This is a genomic window from Solwaraspora sp. WMMA2059 (assembly GCF_027497315.1).
Taxonomy (GTDB): Bacteria; Actinomycetota; Actinomycetes; order Mycobacteriales; family Micromonosporaceae; genus Micromonospora_E.
On sequence record NZ_CP114908.1, the window covers coordinates 6,301,852 to 6,327,811 of the forward strand.

The window sequence follows — 25,960 nt, forward strand, 5'->3', positions numbered from 1 at the left end:
GCCATGCCCAACATCACCGTCGACTTCGGCAAGGTCCAGGCGGTCAACGAACAGCTCAATTCCGCCGTGACGCAGACCGTGCCCCGGCTGGAGGATCTACTCACCGCGGTGTCCCAGTTGCTCACCAGCGACGGTGGCCTGTGGTTGCAGAAGTCCAGCCCCACCCTCAGCGGGCAGTACCAGACCTTCAACACCGAGTTGACTGCGGCGATCGAGAACATCCGCTCCTTCGCGCAGCAGTTCCACAACATCACGGTTCAGCTGAGCACGATGGACGAGCAGATCGCGGCCTCGAGCAGCTCGGCCTGACCGACCGATTGGAGGCATCCGATGGCAGAGGTAAACGTCGATTACGCCCTGGTCAACACCGTCGCCGGGCGGCTGACCACCGAGGGCGCGGAGATCGCCAGCGTGCTGAAGAACCTGCAGGTTAACGTCAGTGAGCTGCTGACCAGCCAGGGCGGCCTCTGGCTGCAGCAGGCCAGCCCGGTGATGGACACGCAGTACACCGACTTCACCAACTCGCTGACCGCGGCGGTCAGCAATCTGGAGACCTTCGCGGGGCACTTCTCGATGATCGCGAAGAACCTGAGCGACATGGATCAGGCGCTGTCCCAGCCGCCACCGGCGAGCTGACCCACGTCGCCTCTTGCGGCCCGCGTCGGCCGCGCGGCCCGGTAGCCGTCACCAGCTACCGGGCCGCGCGGCCCGCGTGGCCCCGGTAGCCGTGCCCAGCGTGGCCCCGGTGACCGTGTCCGAGTCGGGTCAGCGCAGCACGGTGTGCGGAATCGTGACCGTACTCAATGCGCCGGTCGCCGGATCCGGAACGTAGCCGCGACCAGGTCGCCCACCGGAGCGCAGCAGCCCCGGCGGCACCCTGGCTCCGACCAGGTCACCCTCGATGGCCGACTGCGGCGCCAACAGCACGCCCTGCCGTGAGCGACGGGCCTCGGCGATCCAGCCACCCAACGACTGGGTGAGGGTCTCTGCCGTTCCCGCGTACGCCAGACCGAGTGCCCGGTCCCGGCCGGTGCCCACCACCTGGCGCAGTACCGCTTCCACTGGATTGGCGAAACCCAACAGGTCGACGTCGTCGACCAGCACCACCAGCGGGCTGCCCAGCTCATCCAGCGCGGCGGTCACCTGCGCCGGGTCCGGTGCAGGCCCCTCGACCGCCCGCACCCGGTCATGCACCGTCAACCGGCGCAACACCGACTCGCGGGGCGTCAGGATGACCAGCGCGGTGCCCCCGGCCAGTAGCGACACCGCGAGCGTGGCCAGCGTGTTGCTGCGGCCCGAGCCGGGCGGACCGGCGACCAAGAAGGTGGCCTGCCGGCCAGCGAAGTCCACATAGCAGGGTGCGGCGGCGTCGCCGCCGATCCCGAGCAGCGCCCGCAGCGGATGCCGCTGCTCAGCCGGGACCTGTGCAAACGCCTCGGCGAAGGTGACTGCGGCGGGCAGCCCGGCCACCGGGAACGGCCGTCGCTGCGCCGGCACCGCGCTGTCGCGGGCGGCGGCCCGAGCCGCGATCCGACGCATCGCCTCGACCTGCGCCGGGCCGGACGGATCCAGGTCCAGCAGGGCGACCTGAATCTCCGCCTGGTCCGCCGAGTGCCAGCCCCGTCCGGGCGGCACCACCTCCGGCACCCGACGGTGACTGACGCCGATCGCCGAGTAGTCGGTGCGGTCGGCCATCCGCAGCATGATCCGGTGGTCGTTGAGATTCGCCACCCGCCCGGTCAACAGCGACCGCTCCGAGGACATCACGAGATGCAGCCCAGCGGCCGGCCCCTCGCGTAGCAGGCCGAGAAACTGGTCCAGCAGCCGTCCGCCGTCGTGGTCGTTGAGGACGGCAGCCAGCGAGTCCCAGCCGTCCACCAGCAGCATCAGGTGTGCCGGACGCTGCGCTGGCGGCAGCGCCGACCGCAGTTCGTCGAGGCCGGCGCAGGAGTGCTGGGCCAGCAACTCGTGTCGGCGGGCAAGCTCGCCCTGCATGCGGCCGAGCAGGCGTTCCAGACGCTCCAGATCGGCCCGGGGCACCACCGCACCGCAGTGCGGAAACTCCGCCAGCGCCATCATCGATCCGCCGGCCGCGTCGACGGCGTACAGATGCAGGTCCGCGCAGGAGAGCGACCTGGCCAGCGACGCGGCCAGCGTGCGCAGCAACTGCGACCGTCCCGAACGGGAGGCACCCAGCACGTACAGGTGTCCGAGTGCGGCGAGGTCACAGGCGAGCACCGGCTGGCTCTGCTGCAACGGCAGGTCGGCCAGCGCGTACGGTACCGGCGGCAGACCGGGCCCGGTGCGCGACTCCGGCAGGGTGAGGTCGTCCAGCAGCACGACCGGCGGCAGCGGCGGTAGCCATGGGCTCGGCTGCTGCTCGCAGCCCACCTCCCGGGCGGCGGCTTCGATCGCGTTGACCAGTACGTCGAGGTCGGTGGCGGCCAACTCGTCAGGTGCGGCACCGCCACGGGGCGTCACCACCGGTGGCGGCAGCGCCCGGCCCAGCCGGGACCAGGGCAACTCCGTGCCGTACACCGGAGCGGCCGGCCCGGACTCAGCGGTGTCCGGGCCGGCACCCTGGTACACCGCGCCGACGTACCCGGTCTGAAAGGGCAGGGTGGACCGGTGGGCGAGTCGGGCGAGCGCCCGGCCCGGGGTCGCCGCCGGAATCATCGCGGCGTCCGGTACGTCGATGACGTCCGAACTCTCCATCGGATCGGTGACCCGCAGCGCGATGCGCAGGTTGGTGTTGGCGCGAATGTCGGTGGTCACCACACCAGCCGGGCGCTGGGTGGCCAGGATCAGATGGATGCCCAGCGAGCGGCCACGCTGCGCGATGCTGACCAGCCCGGGCACGAAGTCCGGAACCTCCCGGACGAGTGTGGCGAACTCGTCGATGACCAGGACGAGTCGGGGCACCGCCGGCAGCGAAGGGTCGCGGCCACGCATCGTCCGGTACTGCACGAGGTCCTTGGCGGCCGCCCGGGCCAGGATCTCCTCGCGGCGACGCAACTCCGCGCCGAGCGACTCCAACGCTCGGACCACCGACGCGCTGTCCAGGTCGGTGACCATGCCGAGGGTGTGCGGCAGCCGTACACAACTGTGGAACGCGCTACCACCCTTGTAGTCGACCAGCACGAAGGTCAACTCGTCCGGGCGGTTCACTGCGGCCAGAGATACCACCATGGACTGCAACAGCTCGGACTTGCCGGCACCGGTGGTGCCGGCGATCAGCGCGTGCGGCCCGTCGCGGACCAGGTCGAGCGCTACCGCTCCGTCGAAACCACTACCGATCACGAAGCTCGTGGAGGCGGGTTGGCGGGACCAACGTTCGGCAAGGTCGGCACCGTCCGGCGGGTCGGCGTCCAGCAGCTCCAGCAGTCGGCTGCGGTCGGGCAGCCCGGCCGTCTCGTCCGGGGTGACATCCCGCAGCGGAGCCATCGCCCGGGCCACCCGCTCGCACCACTGGGCGGTGATCATGTCCGGACGTACACCGGTGGCCTCGGGCACGCCGGTCTGCCGTACCGTCAGCCCGTCCGCGTCTGCGCGTAGCACCGCCGTGCACTCCTCCGGCAGCAACCGTTCCTCGGCGTCGATGCAGATCGCGAAGACCTGCACCGCTGGCCCGTCGGTGAGCACCTGCACCATGCCGGACACGTCGCGCAGCCGGCGGGCGCCGTCGACGACCAGCAGTATGTCCGGCTCGCTGAACAGGACCTGGCCGAGTTGCGAGCCCCGGGCCTTGGTCCGTGCGGCGACCAGCGCCACCAGCTCGGCCACCCGGTTCGCCACGGTCTCCGGGTCGTTGCCGACCAGCGTGTAGGGCTGTCCGGTCTGGATGCCGTCCTCGGCCGGTCGGGTGTGCGGCAGCCAGCGCACCCAGCCCCACCGTTCCTTCCCGGCCTGCTCGGTCAACACGTGAATCCGCAGGTCACGTGGGCTGTGCAGGGCGGCGGCCTGGAGGACGAGCCAGCGTGCCGTCGCGTACGTCGTCTCCGCCGCGCCGGCCAGGCCGATCACCTTCCGGTCAGCCAGATCCACGGTGACCGGCGCGTCCGGAACGGTCCAGCGCAGCTGGCGGTCCGTATCGGGGCGGGCCGGGTCCTCCACCTCGATCAGCGACGGCTGATCCAACGTGCCGACCCGTAGTACGAGATGGTCGGGGTCGCGGCGGCGGCGTTCCCACAGTCGCCGGCCGGGGCCGACGGCCGTGTACAGAACGGTCGCCGGGTCCGGCGACGCCTCGCAGCGGGCCAACCGTTCCTCGGCGACCGCCGCCGTCAACTCCCGCATGATCCGGCTGCGCTTACGAAGGTACTCGGCGAGATCCCTGCGGTACCGCTTACGGCCGCTGCGTCGGTCGGTGTACCAGTTCGACAATGCCAGGATAGGACTGAGCGCCATGATCAGCAGGAAGAAGTACGACCGGAAGAGGAAGACGAACGCCAGGCCCATCACCATCGGGGCGAGGATCATCAGCAGCGGGATCGGGCGGCTGTTCGGCTTGACCGGTGGGCTGGGCAGCCGTCGCCGTGCGAAGAGCAGCGGCGGCACGATCCGTGGCGGCCGGTTGAAGTCCAGCATCGGCACGTCCACGGCCGGCGTCACCGCGGCATCCGGTGCCGGGCGCGACACCAGCCGTAGCAGGCTGCCGCCCACCGCCAGGTCCACACCGGTCGGCCAGCGGCGGGATCCGTCGCGTCCGGGCCCTGAGGCGTCGGGCTCGTCCGCGTGCTCCTGCCCGTGTCCGGCGCGGAGCTTCGACCCGCGCTGCTCGACGTGACCGGGGTGCCCGGGTGCGGGCATCGGATCGGTCTGGGCTGGGGGCCGTGGCATCGCCAGACGCGCCCCGGCACCACGGGTGGCCACCCAGGCGCGACCTTGCTCGTCGATCGTGAGCCGGGCGGCGTGCGCGGGCACTCCGCTGCCGCCCGGATCGATCGCGGACCCGGGCGCCGAACCGATGTCGTGACAGCCCAGGCCGACCGGCCAGACCTGCCCGGCGCTCGGGCCACCGACGCCGTGCACCTCCAGCCAATGGGTCCGAGGGTCGCCCGGCAGGTACCGCACCCCGCCACCGGGTACCGGCGCACCGTCGCCCAGCCGGACCCCGGCGACCAGCCCAGCCCGGCTGACCGTCCAGGCCGGATCCAGCCGCTCTCCGTCGAGATACCAGTCGCTCCGGGAGCCGTCCTGTTCGATGAACGCGCCCACCGGGGTGGCCGCCTCGACGTCCATCGCGATGTCCCGGTCGGCACCGCCGGAGATGACGGTCAGCAGCAGGCGCATCTATCGGTCTCCAGTCCGGCCGGCAGACTCGATGCCGGAGTACGCCGTCGGCTGCTGCCCGTCCTGCGCCTGTTCGATCAGGTCATCGTTGGCGGTGGGCGGAGCCGACGGTCTGGACGGTGGGGTGGCGACCGGCAGCCTCGCCGTCGGGGCGGGTGGCCGAGAGGGCTCGGGTACGGCGGGTTCCGTTGGCGTAGCGGTTGCTGCGCCGGTAGGTCCGGGCAACTCCTCCTCAGCCCAGGCGGGTGCCGGTGGGGTGGGGGGTGCAGTTCGGCGGCGGGGCAACAGGCACCGGACAAGTGGCGTGGAGTCCACGTCGAGCAGTAACTCCGGTGCGGTCACCCGGCCGGCCAGGTCGGCCCGTAGCCGCCAACGCGATCCGGGTAGGTAGCCGGCGACCAGGACCAGCAGCCCAGGATCGTCGGCAACCAGGTCGGCGAGCCGCGCTGCCGCCTGCGGATCGGGCCGTCGGCAGACCAGGACGGTACGTCCGTCCGGTGTCGGACGGGTCGCGATAGCTGTGAGCGCCTCGGACAGCGGCATCCGGTCGATTCCGACCGCCCCGGCGCCGTAGCCGGGTTCCGCCGCGACGATCAGGCGGTGCACGCCGTGCCCGCCGGTCAGCGCGGCCAGCTGGGCGACCAACACGGACACCAGCCGCTCCGCCGGTAGCGGGGCACCGTGTACGGACAGGATCCCGGGGCAGCGCGCGATGTCCAGCAGGACCATCGTCCTGTCCTGCACTCCTACGGCGACCGGCAGCGAGTCGCTGGCGGCCGGTGCGGAGCCTGAGGGCAGCGGACCGCGGGCACGCCAGTGGCGCGGCCCGGTGACCTGCCACGGGGATTCCGCCGCCGGAGACGGCATGTCCGCTCCCGCGCCGGCGAGTCGTACGCTGAGCTGCCCATTGCCCAGCAACACCAGGTACGGCCAGAAATCGTCCCGGTCGGCCAGGGCTGACCGGGCGGATCCGATCCAGGCTCGGGCCAGCGGCACCGGACCCGACCCGGCGAAGCTCCCGGCAACCACTCGTACCCCTCGCCGAAGCCGGACAAAGCCCGCGATCGGCGCCGCCAGATCCCGTGCCGCGCCCCAGACGCCACGCCGGATTCGTTGCCCGGTGCCCCGGATGCCGTACCGGCGGTCGAACCACCGCAGCAGCACTACCAGCAGGATCAACAGCTCCAGCACGGTGAGTACGGTGAGCAGCGTTTGCCGATTGGCGTCCAGAAAGCGGCCGAGGTCGCTGAAGGACGGCGTGTTCAACCGTGCTCCTCCTCCGCCAAGCTGGCTCGGGTACGCCGCAACCGAGCCCTGATGCTACCTGTGGGCGGTGGCCGGTCGTGGTGCAGCAACTCGGCACGAGGCGGGAGAATCCGCAGGTCAAAGCCTGCTGGCAGGGCGTGATCGGCTGATTGATGCAAGCAGATGAAGTTTTGATTAAAACTAGACTGCTGGCATGATCCGGCGGACCTCGGGCGGGATCGCCAGGAACGGTGTGAACCGTTCCGTGCGACACGAGGTCGCACATCTCAAGTGGTTGCGTCGATGGGAGGCTGCGATGACGGTGACGTAGCCCAGGTCCGTGCTCGGTGGCCTGTTCCCGCCCCGGCGTGCGTCATGGGTAACCGTGGGGTGCGAAGCCCGGGGTTCAAGCCGAAGGGCTCTCGTTCCATCCGAGAGCCACGGGCGAGGGAAAGACCGGGCGGGTGAACGCAAGTGAACCCTCGATGTTGCCTCGTCATCGTCGAGGCCCGCAGATGGGACGTGCTAGTATCCTGCGCCGGAAATTCGCCTGATAAGTGGGTAGGGTGGGGGATGCCGAGAACTGGTCGTCCCACCCCGCCGCTGACGCTGACCGACGAAGAGCGGACGACGTTGACCCGCTGGTCACGACGGGCGAAGTCGTCACAGGTTCTGGCGATGCGTTCACGGATCATCCTGGCGTGCGCCGAAGGGGCGTCGAACACTGACGTCGCGTCGAGTCTCGGTGTGCATCTGTCGACTGTGGGTAAGTGGCGGCGGCGTTTCCTGAAACTACGCCTGGATGGCCTGGCCGACGAAGAACGGCCGGGCCGCCCACCATCGATCAGCCTTGACCGGGTCGAGGACGTGGTGGTCGCGACCCTGGAACAGACGCCACGTAACGCCACCCACTGGTCCCGCAGGTCGATGGCGGACAGGTCCGGGTTGTCCAAGTCCACGATCGGGCGGATCTGGCGCGACTTCGGCCTCAAGCCCCACCGTGCCGACACGTTCAAGCTGTCCACCGACCCGCTGTTCATCGAGAAGGTCGTCGACGTGGTCGGGCTGTACCACAACCCACCCGAGCGGGCCGTGGTGCTCTGCGTCGACGAGAAGAGCCAGGTCCAAGCCCTCGACAGATCCCAGCCGGTGCTGCCGATGATGCCCGGCATGCCGGAACGCCGCACCCACGACTACGCCCGCAACGGCGTCACCAGCCTGTTCGCCGCGTTCAACATCGCCGACGGCACCGTGATCAGCGAACTGCACCGCCAGCACCGCGCCGTCGAGTTCAGGAAGTTCCTGATCACGATCGACAAGACGGTACCGGCGGAGCTGGACGTACACCTCGTCTGCGACATCTACGGCACCCACAAGACCCCCACCGTGCGAGCCTGGCTCGCGAAACATCCCCGATTCCACATGCACTTCACTCCGACCGGATCCTCCTGGATCAACCAGGTCGTGCGACACGCAAGTCGCATGAGTACAGCGACACTCATCGAAGGAGGTGCGGCGTGACGTCGCGGATGTAGTGTCCGGTCCCGTGCGCAAGGACCGTCCCCGCCTCGGCGTGCGTCGCGGGTAACCGCGGGGTGCGAAGCCCGGGGAAGGGCCCAAGGACTCCTGTTCCATCCAGGGGTTACCGGCTGGGGAAGACCGGACGGGTGAACGCAAGTGAACCCTCGATGACGCCTCGTCATAGGCACTTCCGCTCGATGGGACGCGCCAGCGGGAGACAGGGGCCAGCCGTTGCAAGGCGGCAGGTGCCGCTCGGAGGAATCTAGCCGGGCGGGAGCGCACCACCGTCCCCGGGGTTCAGAGGGCGCCCTACCCGGCCGTATCTGTCTCATGCGGAACGTGACAACCCCGATGGGGTCCAGCCGGACAGTGATTCGGCTGGTAGGCCGCCTGTGAGGGCGGACGATGTCCCAGCGGGCGCAGGACGACCCGAGAAGCGAATGCCGGTGGCCGAAAGGCAGCGGGAAACCGGCGGCGGTGATGCTGGCTCCTCCGCCAGCGGTCGCCGGATAACCGGCCGGATACGGGCATGTGCCCTGGCCTGAAAGGGCGCTGACGCGGGTCGGGTGAGCCTGCGGAGCTACTGCTGACCACAGCTTCGGAACCGAAGGGCAAGTTAGACACGATGACAGCTCATGCCTTCGCGTTGGCGATGGCGGCTCTCGGCGTGAACGGACCGGAGGACGACCGTGCTGGCTGGGACGCCATCGATTGGCGGACCTGCGAGGACAACGTACGGCGGCTACGGCAGCGGATCTTCGCGGCGTCGCGGGACGGGGACCTGAAGAAGGTCCGGAACTTGCAGAAGTTGATGCTCCGCTCGCGCAGTAACGCCGTGGTGGCGGTGCGGCGGGTGACGGAGCGCAATGCTGGTCGCAGGACGGCCGGGGTGGACCGGCAGGTCGTGGTGACTGGGGAGCAGAAGGCCGAACTGGCCGACTGGATCCAGAACGACGCCAAGCCGTGGACTCCCCTGCCGGTCAAGCGCGTGTATGTGCCCAAGAGCAACGGCCGCCGTCGCGGCCTCGGGATTCCCGTGATCGCTGACCGGGCGCTGCAAGCCCTGACGGTGAGCGCGCTGGAGCCCGAATGGGAGGCCCGGTTCGAGCCGAAATCCTACGGCTTCCGACCGGGTCGTGGCTGCCACGACGCCATCGTGGCCATCCACACGACGTCGAGCCGCACCGACGCCAAACGGCTGTGGGTGCTCGACGCCGACCTGGCGGCGGCGTTCGACCGGCTCGACCACGACCACATCTGCCGGTCGCTGGGCTGGTTCCCCGGACGGGGACTGGTCCGGCAGTGGTTGAAGGCGGGCGTGGTCGAGGACGGCCGGTTCACCCCCACCGAGGAGGGCGCTCCCCAGGGCGGGGTGATCAGTCCGTTGCTCATGAACGTTGCTCTGCACGGCATGGAGGCCGCCGCCGGGGTCCGCTACCACGTCACCGGCACCCGTGCCGGGAAGACGATGGACGGTTGCCCGGTCGTGGTCCGCTACGCCGACTTATGCCGAGCTCGGCATAAGTCGGCTTATGCCGAGGCCCGGGTTATGCCGATGCTGGTGCCGGATCCGCTGTTCAGGGCGGTGGACGGCTTCCCGTCGTCGGCATAACCCGGTGGGTGGAGGCGGTAGTTAGAGGTTGTCGAGGAACGCGAGCAGGGTGTCGGGTGGCCGGTAGCGGCCGGGGCTGGTGCCGGGCTGCTGGACGCGGGCGAGGGCCTGTTCCTTGATGGTCATGTCGGCGTGAAGGTAGATCTGGGTGGTTTCGGTCCCTTCGTGCCCGAGCCAGAGGGCGATGACGGAGGTATCGACGCCGGCCTTCAGGAGCGTCATGGCGGCGGTGTGCCGCAGTGTGTGCGGGGTGACGTGTTTCTCCTTGATCGACGCGCAGGTGTCTGCGGCGGTAGCGGCGTGTCTTGCGACGAGGCGCTCGACGGCGTCTCGGGAGAGCCGGCTGCCAGGTTGGGTGGGGAACAGCGGCCCGGCGGGGTCGGGGCTGAGCTCGGTGAGCCAGGTTCGCATCACCTTGACCGTCTGGGTGGTGAGTGGGGTGGCCCGATCCTTGCGGCCCTTGCCGTGACAGCGGACATGCGCCCCGGCCCCGAGGTGAATGTCCTGGCGGCTCAGGCCGGTGATCTCCGATACCCGCAGCCCGGTCTGGACGTCGAGTAGGAGCAGGGCGTGGTCGCGGCGGCCGTGCCAGCTTTGGCGGTCGGGTGTGTACAACTAACGGCGGATCTGCTGATCAAGGGAGATGCGCCAGATGACGACCGAGACCATCATCGAGCAGGAGCCGGCAGGCGGGTCGGTGGCTACGGCCACGGACGAGCAGTTGATCGCGTTGCTGGTGGACCGGGCACGTGGTGAAGGGCTGAAGCTGACCGGTGAGGGTGGTCTGCTGCAGCAGCTGACCAAGCGGGTCCTGGAGTCCGCCCTGGAGGGCGAGATCACCGACCACGTCGGCTACGACAAGCACGACCCGGCGGGCAAGGGCACCGGGAACTCCCGTAACGGCACCCGGACGAAGACCGTGCTGACTGACGTCGGCCCGGTTGAGGTGCGGGTCCCGCGGGATGTCGCGGGGACGTTCGAGCCGCGGATCGTGCGTAAGCGCCAGCGCAGGTTGTCCGGGGTGGATGAGCTAGTGCTGTCGTTGTCGGCCCGGGGGCTGACGCATGGGGAGATCGCCGCGCACCTGGCCGAGGTGTACGGCGCCGAGGTGTCGAAGCAGACGATCTCGACGATCACGGACAAGGTCATCGACGGGATGACCGAGTGGCAGAACAGGCCACTCGACCCGGTGTACCCGGTCGTGTTCATCGATGCGATCAATGTGAAGATCCGGGACGGGAAGGTCGCGAACCGGCCCATCTACCTGGCGATGGCGGTCACCGTCGACGGCCACCGGGACATCCTCGGTCTGTGGGCCGGTGACGGCGGCGAGGGAGCCAAGCACTGGCTGCACGTGCTCACCGAGCTGAAGAACCGGGGTGTGGCCGACGTGCTGATGCTCGTCTGCGACGGGCTCAAGGGCCTGCCGGAGGCGGTCGAGGCGGTGTGGCCGGCCACCATCGTGCAGACGTGTGTGATCCACCTGCTGCGAAACTCGTTCCGCTACGCGGCACGGCAGGACTGGGAGAAGATCGCCAAGGCGCTCAAGCCGGTCTACACCGCACCCACGGAGGACGCGGCGACCGAGCGGTTCCTGGAGTTCGCCGAGGCCTGGGGGCGGAAGTACCCGGCGATCGTGAAGCTGTGGGAGAACGCCTGAGCCGAGTTCGTGCCGTTCCTCGGCTTCGACGTGGAGATCCGCAAGGTCATCTGCTCGACGAACGCGATCGAGTCCGTCAACGCCCGTATCCGCAAGGCCGTCCGCGCCCGCGGGCACTTCCCCAACGAGCAGGCCGCGCTCAAGTGCGTGTACATGGCGTTGATGAGCCTGGACCCGACCGGCAACGGCCGCCGCAGGTGGACCATGCGCTGGAAGGCACCTCTCAACGCGTTCCAGATCGCCTTCGAGGGCCGGCTCACCCCGGCCAACCTCTGACCACTTCAACAACCAAGATCAGCCGTTAACTTGACACTCCCAGTTGGGCACGGCACAGGTGCGAGCGGAGTGATGGGAGACTGTCACGCTCCGTTCCGTGGGAGCCCGAAGGTGAGAATCCTCCGGGTGACTCGACCCTGGAGAGACATTCAGAACTTGTAATAGGTATACATTTGACAAAGCCTTGAAGGGCGTGTATATTCGAACCCCGTTCCGGTTGAACGAATTCCAAGTAATGCTGGTTTCTGCCCATAAGGATGGCACCACAGAGAGATTAATCACTGTTGAAGCGGCAAATATACGTCAATTGGTATTGCGGCAGAGGCGGGCATCCAGCGAAGACCTGAAGGATGCCGGAATAATCCTCTAGTAGTCTCCGGAGCAGGTGATCCCAGCATTGGCTGTGTTGCTGCATCTGCGGATGCGTACCCTGGCCGCCCTCCACATGGCCACCGGCGGCTACGGGCAGGCCCAGCAGATCATCGCCGCTCGGACCGGGGTCACAATCGGCTGGGCGCAACTGACCGGCCGGGCCCACGACTTCAACCCACTACGGGCACGCAACGCCGGGGCCGACCTACCCGCCACCGACGTGATCCTGATGCAGGCCGACGGTAAGGGCATCGCGGTCCGCACTCCTATCGGCTGGCCCATCGCCACCGGCCGCATAGAAGGCTCCTGCCGCTACATCATCGAAGACAGATTCGGCATCACCGGCGCCCGATGGTCCCCACGGGAGCAGAAGATATCCTCAAACTCCGCGTCATCGTCTCCAACGAAGACCTCAACGACTACATGACATATTACGACAAGCGTTACCAGGAAGAACACCGCCTAGCCCGCCAGCATCCCCACCCCGGCCTCGCCGAATGTAAACAGCGCACCCCTCAAAAAGATGCACCCGAGTGATGTCAGCGGAGTCACGAAGCTTCCCGACTCTCTCATCGAAAACAAGAATAGGTATTGTCATGAGTAGGCAATTCGCATTGCTTCTCCGAGGCCTTCCTGGCACCGGGAAGACCACGACAGCAGCTCTGCTACGGAACGCGTTGAACCCTGCGGTTCGCGTCTCCAACGATTCCGTGCGTTACATGGCCCAACCGCGGGACTTTGCGGCGTTTACATTGGACGCCTCCGAGAGGGCTTGCTTCGACCTTGCATTGTCGTATCACGACAGTGGATTCACGCCGATCGTTGATGGTGTCTTCGAGGACGTCGAAACGCTGATAAGCGAGGAATTGCGGTTCGCGCGCCGCGGCTGCAAGCTTGTCATCGTCTCGTTTACCGCAGAAATGAGCGACCTGATCGAGCGCAACGACTTACGCCATCCGCTTCAGCGGATGGATGAATCTCGCCTGGCGAAGTTGCAAGCGAGCTTTCGCAACGCCGGGTACGCGCTATCAATCGGCGGCAAAATGCCTGAGGAGGTCTGCGAGGACGTTCTCGACGTTATCGAGGAGTGGCGTTCCCAATGGCAGGAGCCGCCTGTAAGGCCGGAAGAGGTCGATGTTCTCTTTCTGCGCCACGGCACTCCGGAGCACCCGGAGGGGATCTACGCGGATCCCTTCGCGATGGGGCTCTCCCCCTGCGGCCGGGCTGAGGCGCGCGCCGCACGTCACGCGGTGCTGCGGTTCGCACCGGATGCCGTATTCAGCTCAGACTTTGCCCGCGCCATCGAGACTGCGGAGCTAGCGATTGCGGGCACCAAACGGGAAATTGAGATTTCCAAAGCACTACGGGAGCGGGTGTTCCTTCAACTGGTCGGTAAAGAGTTCACCGCAATACGGGCTGAGTTGGACGCAGAGGCCGAGGGCATCCTGACCGGTAATAGCGATCTGGCCCAGCTCCCCGGAGAGGAGAGGTATGCGGAAGCGCGTGCACGCGTGCTCGACTTCTTCGGCAGCCTACCTGGGCGTTTCGGCGGCAAGCGCGTCTTGGTGGTAGCACACGACGGCCCGCATCAGTGGCTCGTCGAGCAGGCGCTAGGCGTGGACCTCCAGGGCGTGCGCCGATACCGCTGGGACGCTGGTAGCTTCAGCCGGTTTACCGTCTCGCCCAGTCAGATTCGGTTAGAGGGAATGAATATAGGTCCCAGTGCGGTGGTGTCCGGTCTGGAAACCGGGGCTGTGTAGGAGAATTCTCCGGACACAGTTTGCGCAGCTACCTGCGGGTGGCCCTGCTGGAAGTGTAACGTTTTCGTGTGTCGTTCGAGAAGTCGGGTTCGGCTACGCGGCCTGCTCATACTCGGTGATAAACCCGTGGGCGACCTTCCTGCGCTGTACTCGGACGGCATCCAGGTTGGTCACCGGCGCAGGGACGGCGTCCCGGTCAGGTGGGCGTTGCCTGCGGCCCTGATGCGGCCGATGCCCGTTGTGGTGCGTGAGGTACTCGCCGAGCACGGCGAGCAGGTGTTGGGTGTTATAGCGGTAGCGGCCGGCGTGCACCGCCGCCGTCAGTCCGATCGCCAGCCCTCGTCCCAGCACGTGCCGGCCGGTGTCGGCGGCGCACTTCGCACATTCCGGTATCGGCTGATGGACCGGATCGAGCGACATGCCTACATCCGCACCAGCGTCGCCCGCCTCGATCGCGGTGTCCACCATCGTTGCCATGCCGCGCCCCTTCACAGCGCGGTTCGCCCACCCGGCGAGCACTCCAGCCGCGCCGCGCAGCGGCGCCGCGGACAGCGCGGCCATGCGGGTCAGCTCGTCGCCGAGGTGATGCCCGGCCAGGATCGCCGTGTGCCGACGGGCCCGGGTCAGTGCCCGGTCGGTCAGTGCGAGCAGCTCGGGTATCTCGACCAGGTTCTCGATGACGCGGTCCGAAAGCCGATCGACAGGTTCTCCTCACCCACCTCATAGGCGCTGCCGTGGCGGCGGACGCCGAGGTAGACGGTGGCCGCCGCGACTGGCAGCGGCGCCCCGGCGGGCTGGCTCGCCCAGGCCAGGGCAAACGCGGCGAGTATGTCCCTGTGCCGGCCGAACGGACGCTGGTCGGCACCGAAAGGCGTTTCCGGCCACTGCAGGTTCGTGTACTCACGCACGAGCGTGCCCACCTCCTTTGGCCGCCGTGCCGACGTTAGAGACGGTGCGGATGCTGGCACCGAGGTACTTGGCGAAGTGGTTGCGCTTGAACCGGTACCGCGCCCAAATTTCCGACACCGGTTCCTTCAGAGGTTGCCGAGCGGCTCCAGCAGGTCCGGGGCGTCGTAGACCGTGTGGGTGTCGAAAACCTCATCCATGCTGGCCACAGCCGTCTTGATCACCGAGACAAGGAGGCTGGTGCCGACTCTCGGCCCTGGATGGGCCTGTAGGGAGATCTGTGTAACGGATGTCAGTAGAAGTCCGTTATGACCGGTGGGTAGCCGGTCGACACAGTGAGGACCAGTTTCGATGACACTTTCAACGGTGGAGCAGTACGACTCCGGCGTCGATGTCGACGCGGAGGTCGCGGCGTTGACGCGGCGGATCGCCGCTGACGGGCCGCGGCTGCCTCTGGCGGCGGCGGTGCCGGACGAGGCGGCGGCGCGTGAGGCGGCCCGCCGGGCGGTGGCGGATCTGATCGACAAGCAGGCCCTGGACGCGTTGCTGGCCCAGGTCAAGGGTGACGGGTTGCGGCTGACCGGGCCGGGCGGGTTCCTGTCCGAGCTGGTACGCGCCGTTCTGGAACGGGGGCTGCGGGCCGAGTTGACCGAGCATCTGGGCTACGCCCGTCGTGACGCGTCGGGTAACGGCTCGGGTAACTCGCGTAACGGGTCGACCGCGAAGACGGTGCAGACCGAGATCGGCCCGGTCGATGTGAAGGTGCCCCGGGACCGGGCGGGCACGTTCACCCCGATGCTGGTGCCGAAGAACGCCCGCCGGCTCGGTGGCCTGTCGGACGTGATCATCAGCCTGTACGCGGGTGGGATGACGGTCCGCGACATCTGTCACCACCTGCAGCGGGTCTACGGCACCGAGGTGTCACCCGACACGGTCTCCACCATCACCGACGAAGTTCTGGAGGAGGTGAAGGCGTGGCAGCACCGGCCGTTGGACGAGGTGTACCCGATCGTCTACGTCGACGCGTTGATGGTGAAGGTCCGCGACGGCGCCCAGGTCCGTAACAAGGCCTGTTACCTCGTCGTGGGGGTCAACACCGACGGGGTCAAGCACGTCCTCGGTATCTGGGTGCAGCAGACCGAGGGGGCGAAGTTCTGGATGCAGGTCTGCACCGAGCTGCGTAACCGTGGCGTGCGTGATGTGCTGATCGCCTGCTGTGACGGGTTGACCGGTCTGCCCGAGGCGATCGAGGCGGTGTGGCCGCACACCACCGTGCAGACGTGTGTGGTGCATCTGATCCGGGCGGCGACGAAGTTCGTGTCCTACAAGGACCGTAGGGTGATGGCCGCCGCGTTGAAGGACATCTACACCGCTCCGACGGTGGAGGCGGCCGAGACCGCGATGCTCGGTTTCGCCGACAGCCCGCTCGGTAGGCGGTACCCGGCCGCGGTCGCGGTCTGGGAACGGGCGTGGGATCGGTTCACTCCGTTCCTGGCGTTCCCGCCCGAGGTCCGCCGGATCATCTACACCACCAACGCGATCGAGAGTTTCAACTACCAGATCCGGAAGATCATCAAGAACCGTGGGCATTTCCCCACCGACGACGCCGTGATCAAGCTGATCTGGCTCGCGATCGCCGACATCGAGGACAAACGCGCCCGGCAACGCGCCGCCGAGGCCGGTAGACCCGCGAACTCCCGCACCGCGCCGCCACGGCTGGTCGAAGGCGCCGGCGTGCACGGCTGGAAACAGGCCCTCAACGCGTTGGACCTGTTCTTCCCGAACCGTATCCCCATCGATGCCCGATAGTTGGACAGGATAGGGCGTTACACAGAAATTCGGACAGGCTCCGCGGTCACGGCAGTTGGTATTTCCACTGCTCCACCACCAACATTCTCGGCCGTCCGCAACGGATTCGCCGGGGCGGGTTCCCGTCGCAGGCCGCGGCCCGTCGCGCCCGTGACGAACTGCTGGCGATGTCATCGGAGCGCCGTACCGCGCAGAGCTGGACGGTGGCGCGGTGGCTGGAGCACTGGCTCCAGACCCGGACACGGCTGCGCCCGACCACCAAGCTGCTCTACGCCCGCGACATCGAACGGTTCCTCATCCCGCACGTCGGACGGACGCTCCTGTCGGAGCTGACCTCAAGCCAGCTCAACGCGGCGTTCCGTGCCATCGCGCGGCAACGCAACAAGTACGACCGGCCCCACTCGGCATCGACACTGAGGCACGTCCGTGCCACGCTCCGAGCCGCCCTCAACGCGGCGATCCGGGAGGACCTGCTCACCGACAACCCCGCACGTCGGGTCGAACTGCCCCACCCGGGCCAGACCCGAGCGCACATCTGGACCGACGAAAACGTCGCGGCCTGGCAGGAAACCGGCATCCGGCCGGCGGTCTCGGTCTGGACGGCACCCCAACTCGCCGCGTTCCTCGACTTCACCGCCAACGATCCGCTCCACGCCCTCTGGCGCCTGATCGGCCTGCGCGGGCTCCGCAGGGGCGAGGTCGCCGGCCTGCGTTGGTCCGACACCAACCTCGACGCCAACGAGCTGACCATCCACCAGCAGCGAACGTCCGCCGGACACCACGTCTACGAGGGGCCACCCAAGAGCGCGTCGGGACAGCGGGTCGTCGCCCTCGACGAGGCCACCGCCACCGCCCTGGCCCACCACCGCCAGCAACAACAGCAACAGGCCGTCCGACGGATCGAAGCCCGGCAGACCTACCGCGACACCGGATACGTCTTCACCCGACCCGACGGCCAGCCCTACCACCCCGGCTACTTCACCCAACGGTTCCCAACTCTGGTCCAGAAATCCACCCTGCCACCCATCCGGCTACACGACCTGCGGCACGGCGCCGCGTCGCTCGCCCACAACTCCGGCGCGGATCTCAAAACCATCCAAGCCCAGCTCGGCCACTCGCGGATCGACACCACCGCAGACGTGTACACCAGCGTGCTACCAGCAGCCCAACATCAGGCCGCCGCGGCCACCGCTGAACTCGTCCGCAATGCAGCCCGGGAACGCCGCGCCGCTATCAGGCGCGCCGCCCGCAAGGCCGCCAGGACGGCGAAAAAACCAGGAGCCTCAACGGAGCCGGACCAGCCGGAGGACCGTCGAACACCAGGTCAAGGCCATGATGATCACTGAGCAACTACAGAGAGTGATGACGCAGATGTCACACAGGTGTGGCAACGAACGTCCACACTCCATCAACAGTGACGGGATCTGATCTGCGTTTCGGCAGGTCAGACCCCTGATGATCTTGCGCGCCCGAAGGGACTCGAACCCCTAACCTTCTGATCCGTAGTCAGATGCTCTATCCGTTGAGCTACGGGCGCAGGTGCCTGGCAAGCATACACGCCTCGCCGAAGCGCGGAGACTCCGGGATTCGAACCCGGGAGGGGCTTTAAGACCCCAACCGCATTAGCAGTGCGGCGCCATAGACCAGACTAGGCGAAGTCTCCTCGGCGGCCGCTCCAGACCACCGCCGGTCGAGGATACAGGGCACGCCGCGCCCGGGGCAAAGCACCTCCCCGGGCCGGAGCCGACGTCAGTGCGGCGCGACCGGTGCCGGTGCCGTCCGGTCGGGTACGGGCAGGCGGCCGGGCCGCACGACGACCAGGAGCACGATCAGCGCGGCCAGGACGCCTCCCGTGATCACTGTCGCCATGGCGATGCTGCCGGTGCCGAGTAGCCCGACGACCGGCGCGGCGAGCGCGCCGACACCGAACTGCACCGCCCCGAGCATCGCGGACGCGGTCCCGGCAGCTTCCCCGTGGCCGGCCAGGGCCAGCGCGGGAGCGTTCGGCAGCGCGAACCCGGCTGCGGCGAGGACCGCCCACAGCGGGATCAGGACGCCAGGTAGCCCGCCGACGTTCGTGGCCGCGAAGCCGAGCAGGATCAGCCCGCACACCAGCCCGGCGATCAGTGAGGTCCGCAGGATCTGCTGCGGTGAGTAGCGGCGGAGCAGCCGTACGTTGAGCTGGGTGGCGGTGATCATGCCGACCGCTCCGGCCCCGAACGCGATACCGAACTGTTGCTCGTCGAGACCGTACTGGTCCTGCAGGACGAACGACGAGCCCGCGACGTACGCGAACAGCGAGGCCATCGAGAACCCGGCGACGAGCACCAGGCCGACGAAGATCCGGTCCCGGAACAGGCCTCCGTACACCAGGAGGGTGTCCAGCACCCGGGCCGGACGGCGGCGGTGCGGCGGCAGCGTCTCGGGCAGCCCAAGGGCGGTCACCGCGATCAGGGCGAGCCCCAGTACCGCGAGCGCGGCGAACACCCCTCGCCAGTGCGTCCAGCTGAGCAGCGCGCTGCCGAGGGTCGGCGCGAGGACCGGCGCGACGCCCATGACCAGCAGCAGCCGGGACAGTATGCGGGCGAAGGCGATCCCGCTGAACATGTCCCGGACGACCGCCATCGCGATCACCGCCGCAGCGGCGGCTCCAATACCTTGGACGATCCGCAGCGTGCCGAGCACCGCGATGTTCGGTGCCACGGCGCACAGGACCGAGGCGAGCACGTGTAGACCGGTGCCAACCAGCAGCGGTCGGCGTCGACCCCACACGTCCGACAGCGGCCCGATGATCAACTGGCCGATGGCCAGCCCGGCGAGCGTGCCGGTCAGCGTCAATTGGACGCCGGCTGCGGTGGTCTGCAGGTCGTCGCTGATTGCCGGTAGTGCCGGCAGGTACATGTCGATGGTCAACGGGCCGACCGCGATGAGCGTGCCGAGCACCAGGATCAGCCGGATCCGCTGCCATGGGCTGAGCAACTCACCGGGAGCCGGCTCCACGACGGTGACTGGTGCGGACCCGCCGGACCGTTGGGCGAGCGCTGTCATGGTTCCTCTTCCACGAGGGCGCGTCGTCTGCGCGCGGTAGGGCGCGGGTCGACGCGACCCGACTGGTACGCCAGTGCTGCCGCTGTGCAGGCGCGCAGCCAATCTCACAAGCTAGCCGTCGCGCTTGCCATTCCCGTTACGGCGAACGGTGTGGCGTGTCACAGCGGGTGCGAAGAGTGCACTCGTCGGCCCGGATGTCGGCCACTGCACGTGCGGAGGGCCGATGTCGGCGGTGCCCGCGCGGCGGGAGCCGGCCCACCGGCCCATCCAGGCTTGCCCAGGTCTACCCAGGCTCGCCAAGGTCCACCGGCCACTCCAGGCCAACGCCGGGTGGCGAGCATCCACCCGATCATCGTACTTACTGTGACGGACGACAATGCATATTGCGTACGTCATATCTTCGTGGGGCGGGTCGCTCCGTGGGACGCTATCAGAAAAAATCGGTCCGAAGTCTTGTCGTGGAAACCGTCGAAGCCTAATCTCTGGCATCACCGATGCGCGACTCGCGTCGCCGGTGCGGCGCCTGCCCGGCGTCGCCGGACAGCAGGTGTCCACCGACGGAACCCCGTCGTGGGACACCGGCCCGACCGGCCCGGAATCCCCCGGGGCAACCCCTTCGGTTAAGGAGCCAGCCTTGCGTATCCGACTCACCCTGGCCATCGCCGCGACCGCGCTGGTCGGCGCGTTCGTGGCCCCGTCCGCCGCGGCTGCGGCACCGCAACAGATCATCGGCGGCGGCACGGTTTCCTCGGCACCGTGGGCGGCCGCCGTCTTCCAGAACGGCTCGTTCGCCTGTTCCGGCTCGATCATCGCCTCACGGTGGGTGCTGACCGCGCGGCACTGTCTCGGCGGGTCGATGTCGGTGCGAGTGGGCAGTGTCTACCGCTCCTCGGGTGGCGCGACCAGCACGGTCAGCGCCACGTACGGCCGGTACGACCTCGGCCTGCTCTACCTGAGCTCGGCGGTTTCCACCAGCTACGTCACGTTGGCGTCCAGCAACCCACCGGTCGGCTCGACGAACACCATCTACGGCTGGGGCCGGACCTGCAGCAACTGTGACGCCTCGGCGCAGCTGAAGGCCGCTTCGGTGCGGACCACGACGAACGGCGCGTCCGACGCGTACGGCGGCCCGGCGATCCGCAGCACCGGGGTGAACGGCGTGGCCTGGCGGGGCGACTCCGGCGGTCCGCAGTTCTACAACGGGCAGCAGGTGGGTGTCTGCTCGACCGGCAACGGGTCGACGTACCAGAACTACGCCTCGGTGGCGTCCAGCCGGAGCTGGATCCGGTCGGTGGCCGGGGTCTGAGGCTGTGACGACCGGAGCGGCCGACATCGGCCGTTCGGTAGGTGGGTGGTCGGTGGGCCTCCCACGTACCGCCTGATCCGCCGGTTCGGCGGCCGCTGCGAGCAGCGGCCGCCGAACCGGCAGCGGCCGCCACACCTGTACCGGCTGGATCCGGCCGGTGATCGGCATCGGTGGTTGTTGGTGGAACCTGAGCCTCGTGCCGGCGGCCCGATAGGTCTCCGCGGCCACGGCGACATCGCCCGGGGCGGCATGCGCCTGCAGCCGAGCGGCTACGTTGATCACGTCGCCGGTGAGGAATCCGACTCCGCCGTCGACTGCACCCGCGGTGTCGATGGCCGCCGCTCCGGTGGCCACTCCGACCCGGATCCGTATCCGCGCATTGTCGGGAAAGTCGGTACGGCGGACCGCGTCGGCGAGTTCGAGAGCGGCCCGCACCGCCGGGTACGCGCCGCCATCGCCATGATCGTCGTCGTTGCCGGCGATGCCGAAGACCGCCATCACCGCGTCTCCGATGTACTTCTCCACCACTCCATCCCACCGTCGAATCACCGTCCGCACCGCGTGGAAGTAGCGCAGCTGCACGTCGCGGACCTCCTCCGGAGTAAGCCGACTGGACAGGGCGGTGAAGCCGACCATGTCGACGAAGAGCACGCTGACCGTGCGGCGGCGGGTCCGGGCGGCTGGAACGGACCAGCCGGACGGCGGTTTCCGTCGCGCTCCGCAGTTGGCACAGTAACGGTGGGTCGACCTTACAGATGTACGGCAGATCGGGCCGGCTGCGTGGGTCGGGCCGGTGGGGCGGCGGTAGTTGCGGCGGAGCGTCCTCATGATCGCCTCCTGCGCGGTGGTGGTGGTGCTTCAGTCCGCTCCCGGGGTGGACCTGATCCGGTCCGTGTGGACCGACCTACGGGACGGACGGCTGAAACGGTCGCAGCCCAGCGCAGCCCTAGGATCTGTAGAACGACGTATGTCAGATACTCCCACCCTTTATGTCGGTGATCGGATTGACACAGTCACGCGATGGCAGGTCGCTGGCCCCCAGCTCCGACGAGGTTCCCTTCGTCGGGCGGCAGGCTCAGCTGCAGGTGTTGCACGAGTCGCTACGTAGGGTCGAGCGGGGGAACACGGCTGCTGTCTTCGTCATGGGCGAGAGCGGCATCGGTAAGTCGCGGCTGCTGAGCGCGGCCAGCGACCGGCTCCGTACTGCCGGTGCCCTGGTGCTCTCCGGGGCATGTCTGGACATTGGGGACTCATCGCCGCTGCACCCACTTCGGCAGGCTCTGCGGCGTTATCAGCCGGCGGCCGGCCGGGCTGGCGTTCTGTCCGGCGCCGCGGCCAACGAGTTGATCTCGGTGCTGGACGGCGAGGCCCGGCACCCCGACGGAGCCGGTGACCTGCTGGAACGGCTCACCCGTGGACTCGGCGCGGTCGCCGCCGGACGGACCCTGGTGCTGGTCATGGACGATCTGCAGTGGGCCGACCTGACCACCCGGCATCTGCTGCTGTACCTCCTCGCCGGGCTGGGGGACGTCCGGCTGCTGCTGCTCGGCGCCGCGCGGACCGAGACGCTGCGGGGCGACGATCCGATCCGCCGCATGCTGCTGGAGTTACGCCGGTCCCGGTCGCGTTCCGGGGCGGTCCACGTGTTGGATCTGGAGCCCCTGGACCGGACGGAAACCGCCCAACTCGTCGCGGAGCTGCTCGGCGGCGACCCGGAGCCGGACCTGGCCGAGTCGGTGTGGCGGCGCAGCGGTGGGGTGCCGTTCGTCGCCGAGGAGCTGGCCCGGGACGCCCGGGACGGCCGGGACGGCCTGTCGGAGACCCTGAGCGAGATCACCCTGGCCCACGTCGACGCCCTGCCGGCCGACGCCCAGCTCGTGTCACATGCGGTCGCCGCCGGCGTGGAGCCGGTCGCTCACGACCTGCTGGCCCGGGTCGCCCAGCTCGGCGAGGACCGGCTGCTGCAGGCGGTACGCGAGGCGGTCGGCCAGCGGGTGCTGTTGTCCGAGCCGGACGGGTACCGGTTCCGCTACCCGCTGATCCGGGAGGTCCTGGAGCCGCGGCTGCTGCCGGGCGAGCGGGTCCGGTGGCACCGGCGGTACGCCGAGGCGCTCGCCGCCGGCCCCACCGGTGACCTGCAGCACGCCCGGTTGGCGTACCACTGGCGGGAGGCCGGCGAGACCACCCGGGCGTTGCCGGCCGTGGTCGCCGCCGCCGAGGAGGCGGAGCGGCTGTACGGTTTCGCCGAGGCGTTCGAGCACTGGGCCAGCGCGGTCGACCTGGCCAACCAGGTCCCGCCGGCCTGGCTGGTCGAGTTCGACGCGACCACGCTGGGTCGACGCGCGGCGGAGGCGGCGCACCGCAGCGGCGAGCATGAGCGCGCGCTGACCCTGCTGGAGCAGTTGGCCACCAACCTGTTCGGCCCGCCGCCGTCCTGGCTGTACACCCTGCGGGCACGGTATCTGACAGCGGTCGGCCAGCTGGCCGAGGCGGAGCGCGAGTACGACCGGACGCTGGCCGCGGCCGACGCCACCTCCGGCGAGCGGGTCGCCGCCGCCGCGCACTCCGCCGACCTGCTGCTGCAACTCTGCCGGTACGCCGACGCTGGCCGGCGGGCCCAGGAGGCGCTGGACCTGGCAGCCGGGGTGCCCGACTGTGCGTCGGCGATGGTGCTGGCCGGGGTGACCCTCGGCTACAGCCAGGCGTACCTCAACGACCCGGCGGCGGGCAAGGAAGCGGTCCGGCAGGCGCGGCGTACCGCCGAACTGTCCGGCGGCCCGGCGGACGTCGCCGTCGCCGACCTGCAACTCGCCGAGCTGCTTAGTGGCCACCTCAACGAGTTGGAGGAGGGTGTCGCGGTCGCCCGCCACGGTGCGGAACGGGCCGAGCGGGTCGGGCTGGCCCGTACCTACGGCACCCGGTTGCTCTCCGCCGCCGCCAACGGGCTGTTCCGGCTCGGCCGGTGGAGCGAGGCCGAGGAGGCGATCACGGCCGCGCTGCGGCACCGGCCGTCCGGGGCCGACGCGGTAGAGCTGCTGCTGGCCCGCTGCCGGATCCATGTGGGGTTCGGCCACCTCGACGGTGCGGAGTCCGACCTGGAGGCGATCGAGACCCTGCTGGCCGCTGGCGGCGGGATGCGGCACATGCTGCCGTTGCTGACGTTGCGCGCCGGGCTGGCCATGTGGCGTGGCCGGCATGCCGAGGCGCGGGAGGCGGTACAGCAGGGCATCGACCTGGCCGAGCGGCACTCAGGTGACGTCTGGTTGCAGGCGCCGCTGGTCTGGCACGGGCTACGGGCCGAGGCGGAGGCCCGGTCCAGCGGGACACCGATCGATCCACAGGCGGTGCAGCGCCTGGTCAAGGTGGTCGGTCGGATGGAGCGCAGCAGCAACACGGAGACCGCGGCGCCGGTACGCGACGCGGTGATCGGCTACCGGGAGCTCTGCGCCGCGGAGATCAGCCGGATCGACGGCGGGTCGGACCCGGTGCTCTGGTCGCGGGCCGCCGAGGTATGGGAGCGGCGGTGCCATCCGTACCCGGCGGCGTACGCCCGGTTGCGCCAGGCCGAGGCGCTGTACGGGATCCGTACCCGTAACGCGGACGCGACCCGGGCACTGCAGGCGGCGTACCGGACCGCCCGGCGGCTCGGTGCCCGTCCGTTCACCGAGGAGATCCAGGCCCTGGCACGCCGCGCCCGGGTGGCGCTGAGCGCGGGTGAGTCGGAACCGATGCCCGAGGTGGACAGCCAGGAACGGGTCACTCTGCGGACCGGTCTGACCAGCCCGCCGACTGTCGGCGAACGGGTGGCCCGGGCGTTGGTCAACGACCGCGCGAAGCGGACCTCGATGGTCGAGCGGGCCGGCCAGGTGCTCGCTCCGGGCGGGCCGGACGAGCTTGCGGTGCTGACTGACCGGGAGCGTCAGGTGCTCGAACTGGTCGCGGAGGGACGGACCAACCGGGCGACGGCCGAGGTGCTGTTCATCAGCGAACGTACGGTCGGTGTGCACGTGTCGAACATTCTCAACAAGCTGCAGGTCAAGACGCGGGTGGAGGCGACCCGGGTGTTCATGCGTAACCAGCCGCGTGCCTGATACCCGACGGTGAACCTGCCAGTCCGGTGCGTAGCGGCCGCCGACCGGTCGGTCCACCCCGACCGGTTGACGTCGCCGCCGGAAAACCGCACACCGGGGCGGCGGGATCGGCCAGTGAGACACCCGTCGTTGCGCCGATACCTGCGGGTTGGCAGCGGCTGCCACTGTAGGGACCGACCGTTTCGGTGACGACCGCCCGCCCGGGGCGAGGGAGCACTGCAGACTGGAGGCGTTCGATGCCAGAACTCCGCTGGGGTCACGTGCATGACCAGATCATCGATGTCCTCAACCACCGGCCGACCGACGTCGCCGGCGTGGTCGAGGATCTGGCGGCGCTGCAGAAGCTGCTCGAGGCAGCCACGCCGAGTGACAGCGACAATCCGGTGGCCGACTTCAACCATCTCTACTGGGTGATCACCAGCACCATCGACGAGCGGCTGCAGGCCGGTGAGTTTGCCGACCCTGACTTCCTCACCCTGCTGGACATCGAGTTCGCGGAGCGGTACTTCGCTGCGCTGCGCTGCTGGGGCAACCGGGGCGACACCCCGGCGGCCTGGGAGGTGCTGTTCAGCCGGCTGCGCGACGAGAGCGTACGGTCGTTGCCGTCGGCCGCCGCCGGGGTGAACGCGCACATCAACTACGACCTGCCGTTCGCCCTGATGAGCACCTGGGCCAAGCTCGGGTCGGGCCCGGACAACGACGAGCAGCACCGCGACTACCTCTACATCAACGAAATCTTCTTCGACCGGATCCCGCAGCTGCGGCGCAGCTACCTGAGTAGCTGGCAGATCTGCCTCGACCGGCTCAACGGGCAGGTCGACGACTGGTACCAGAACCGGTTGGTGGAGTTCACCCGGGACATCGCCTGGCGGGACGCGGCTCGTATGTGGCCGATGCGGGACGACCCGACGGTGCTGGAGAGTGAGCGGTTGCGGATGGACCGGCACACCGCCTTCCTGGGCTGGGCGTTGCTCTCGCCGGTGGGCAGCCTGCTGCAGTGACGCCCGGCCGGGTGTCTGCCGGCTTCGCTGCTGGTGGCATCCGCTGTGGGCAGCCATCGCC

The 25,960-nt window shown here is 68.8% G+C and carries 16 protein-coding genes, 2 tRNA genes and 2 pseudogenes; 12 read left to right on the forward strand and 8 right to left on the reverse strand.

The features are described 5' to 3' along the window. Nucleotides 1-3 precede the first annotated feature (3 nt). Together O7553_RS28840 and O7553_RS28845 are read left to right on the forward strand one after the other, a co-directional pair. Nucleotides 4-309, forward strand: coding sequence for a hypothetical protein (locus tag O7553_RS28840; RefSeq protein ID WP_281552692.1), 306 nt, complete (start codon nt 4-6; stop codon nt 307-309). A gap of 21 nt (nt 310-330) precedes the next feature. Next, nucleotides 331-636, forward strand: a complete 306-nt coding sequence (locus O7553_RS28845) for a hypothetical protein (protein ID WP_281552693.1) — start codon at nt 331-333, stop codon at nt 634-636. Between the two features lie 129 nt (nt 637-765). Here O7553_RS28845 and O7553_RS28850 read toward each other — a convergent pair whose 3' ends face one another. After that, nucleotides 766-5,292: an FtsK/SpoIIIE domain-containing protein gene (locus O7553_RS28850; protein WP_281552694.1), complete on the reverse strand. Its 4,527-nt coding sequence runs from the start codon at nt 5,290-5,292 to the stop codon at nt 766-768. Beyond that, a complete protein-coding gene (locus tag O7553_RS28855) occupies nt 5,293-6,558 on the reverse strand; it encodes a hypothetical protein (RefSeq protein ID WP_281552695.1) in 1,266 nt (421 codons plus the stop codon). Nucleotides 6,559-7,110: 552 nt separating this feature from the next. On the opposite strand from O7553_RS28855, the pseudogene O7553_RS28860 reads away from it, so the two are divergent. Together O7553_RS28860 and O7553_RS28865 are read left to right on the forward strand one after the other, a co-directional pair. Beyond that, nucleotides 7,111-8,007, forward strand: a pseudogene (locus O7553_RS28860) (IS630 family transposase); the annotation flags it as partial. Between the two features lie 703 nt (nt 8,008-8,710). Then, nucleotides 8,711-9,670 (forward strand): reverse transcriptase N-terminal domain-containing protein, encoded by a 960-nt coding sequence (locus O7553_RS28865; protein ID WP_281555789.1) that lies wholly within the window; start codon nt 8,711-8,713, stop codon nt 9,668-9,670. A gap of 21 nt (nt 9,671-9,691) precedes the next feature. Here O7553_RS28865 and O7553_RS28870 read toward each other — a convergent pair whose 3' ends face one another. Next, nucleotides 9,692-10,285, reverse strand: a complete 594-nt coding sequence (locus O7553_RS28870) for a tyrosine-type recombinase/integrase (RefSeq protein ID WP_281552696.1) — start codon at nt 10,283-10,285, stop codon at nt 9,692-9,694. A 37-nt stretch (nt 10,286-10,322) separates the two neighbouring features. Here O7553_RS28870 and O7553_RS28875 point away from each other — a divergent pair. The 3 genes and pseudogenes from O7553_RS28875 to O7553_RS28885 all read left to right on the forward strand — a co-directional run bounded on the left by O7553_RS28875 (nt 10,323) and on the right by O7553_RS28885 (nt 13,738). Further along, nucleotides 10,323-11,606: pseudogene (locus tag O7553_RS28875) on the forward strand (IS256 family transposase). Nucleotides 11,607-12,003: 397 nt separating this feature from the next. Continuing rightward, nucleotides 12,004-12,405 (forward strand): hypothetical protein, encoded by a 402-nt coding sequence (locus tag O7553_RS28880; protein WP_281555825.1) that lies wholly within the window; start codon nt 12,004-12,006, stop codon nt 12,403-12,405. A 169-nt stretch (nt 12,406-12,574) separates the two neighbouring features. Then, on the forward strand, nt 12,575-13,738 hold the full coding sequence (locus O7553_RS28885) for a histidine phosphatase family protein (RefSeq protein WP_281552697.1): 1,164 nt from the start codon (nt 12,575-12,577) through the stop codon (nt 13,736-13,738). 93 nt (nt 13,739-13,831) lie between these two features. Here the strand turns inward: O7553_RS28885 and O7553_RS28890 are convergent, their stop codons facing one another. Beyond that, the gene (locus tag O7553_RS28890; protein ID WP_281552698.1) at nt 13,832-14,299 is read right to left on the reverse strand and encodes a hypothetical protein; all 468 of its coding nucleotides are present in this window, start codon (nt 14,297-14,299) and stop codon (nt 13,832-13,834) included. A gap of 77 nt (nt 14,300-14,376) precedes the next feature. After that, complete coding sequence (locus O7553_RS28895) at nt 14,377-14,658, reverse strand: hypothetical protein (RefSeq protein ID WP_281552699.1); 282 nt, start codon at nt 14,656-14,658, stop codon at nt 14,377-14,379. A gap of 337 nt (nt 14,659-14,995) precedes the next feature. On the opposite strand from O7553_RS28895, the gene O7553_RS28900 reads away from it, so the two are divergent. Together O7553_RS28900 and O7553_RS28905 are read left to right on the forward strand one after the other, a co-directional pair. After that, a complete protein-coding gene (locus tag O7553_RS28900) occupies nt 14,996-16,453 on the forward strand; it encodes an IS256 family transposase (RefSeq protein ID WP_281552700.1) in 1,458 nt (485 codons plus the stop codon). 167 nt (nt 16,454-16,620) lie between these two features. Then, complete coding sequence (locus tag O7553_RS28905) at nt 16,621-17,799, forward strand: site-specific integrase (protein WP_281552701.1); 1,179 nt, start codon at nt 16,621-16,623, stop codon at nt 17,797-17,799. Between the two features lie 118 nt (nt 17,800-17,917). On the opposite strand, the gene O7553_RS28910 is transcribed toward O7553_RS28905, so the two are convergent. The 3 genes from O7553_RS28910 to O7553_RS28920 all read right to left on the reverse strand — a co-directional run bounded on the left by O7553_RS28910 (nt 17,918) and on the right by O7553_RS28920 (nt 19,501). After that, nucleotides 17,918-17,990, reverse strand: a tRNA-Arg gene (locus O7553_RS28910). 35 nt (nt 17,991-18,025) lie between these two features. Beyond that, nucleotides 18,026-18,116: transfer RNA gene (locus O7553_RS28915), tRNA-Ser, on the reverse strand. An 86-nt stretch (nt 18,117-18,202) separates the two neighbouring features. Continuing rightward, a complete protein-coding gene (locus tag O7553_RS28920; protein ID WP_281552702.1) occupies nt 18,203-19,501 on the reverse strand; it encodes a multidrug effflux MFS transporter in 1,299 nt (432 codons plus the stop codon). A 634-nt stretch (nt 19,502-20,135) separates the two neighbouring features. On the opposite strand from O7553_RS28920, the gene O7553_RS28925 reads away from it, so the two are divergent. The 3 genes from O7553_RS28925 (at nt 20,136) to O7553_RS28935 (ending at nt 25,899) form a co-directional block, all read left to right on the forward strand. Beyond that, nucleotides 20,136-20,807, forward strand: a complete 672-nt coding sequence (locus tag O7553_RS28925; RefSeq protein WP_281552703.1) for a trypsin-like serine protease — start codon at nt 20,136-20,138, stop codon at nt 20,805-20,807. A 995-nt stretch (nt 20,808-21,802) separates the two neighbouring features. Continuing rightward, nucleotides 21,803-24,898 carry a LuxR family transcriptional regulator gene (locus tag O7553_RS28930; protein WP_281552704.1) on the forward strand — a complete coding sequence of 1,032 codons (3,096 nt, stop codon included), beginning with the start codon at nt 21,803-21,805 and terminating at the stop codon, nt 24,896-24,898. A 236-nt stretch (nt 24,899-25,134) separates the two neighbouring features. Further along, the gene (locus O7553_RS28935) at nt 25,135-25,899 is read left to right on the forward strand and encodes a DUF5995 family protein (protein WP_281552705.1); all 765 of its coding nucleotides are present in this window, start codon (nt 25,135-25,137) and stop codon (nt 25,897-25,899) included. Nucleotides 25,900-25,960: the final 61 nt, after the last annotated feature.

Excerpts from the sequence above, each read along its gene's own strand:
- O7553_RS28840 (WP_281552692.1), top strand. The coding sequence starts at position 4 with ATGCCCAACATCACCGTCGACTTCGGCAAGGTCCAGGCGGTCAACGAA.
- O7553_RS28845 (WP_281552693.1), top strand. The coding sequence starts at position 331 with ATGGCAGAGGTAAACGTCGATTACGCCCTGGTCAACACCGTCGCCGGG.
- O7553_RS28850 (WP_281552694.1), bottom strand. The coding sequence starts at position 5,292 with ATGCGCCTGCTGCTGACCGTCATCTCCGGCGGTGCCGACCGGGACATC.
- O7553_RS28865 (WP_281555789.1), top strand. The coding sequence starts at position 8,711 with ATGGCGGCTCTCGGCGTGAACGGACCGGAGGACGACCGTGCTGGCTGG.
- O7553_RS28885 (WP_281552697.1), top strand. The coding sequence starts at position 12,575 with ATGAGTAGGCAATTCGCATTGCTTCTCCGAGGCCTTCCTGGCACCGGG.
- O7553_RS28890 (WP_281552698.1), bottom strand. The coding sequence starts at position 14,299 with ATGGCCGCGCTGTCCGCGGCGCCGCTGCGCGGCGCGGCTGGAGTGCTC.
- O7553_RS28900 (WP_281552700.1), top strand. The coding sequence starts at position 14,996 with ATGACACTTTCAACGGTGGAGCAGTACGACTCCGGCGTCGATGTCGAC.
- O7553_RS28905 (WP_281552701.1), top strand. The coding sequence starts at position 16,621 with ATGTCATCGGAGCGCCGTACCGCGCAGAGCTGGACGGTGGCGCGGTGG.
- O7553_RS28920 (WP_281552702.1), bottom strand. The coding sequence starts at position 19,501 with ATGACAGCGCTCGCCCAACGGTCCGGCGGGTCCGCACCAGTCACCGTC.
- O7553_RS28935 (WP_281552705.1), top strand. The coding sequence starts at position 25,135 with ATGCCAGAACTCCGCTGGGGTCACGTGCATGACCAGATCATCGATGTC.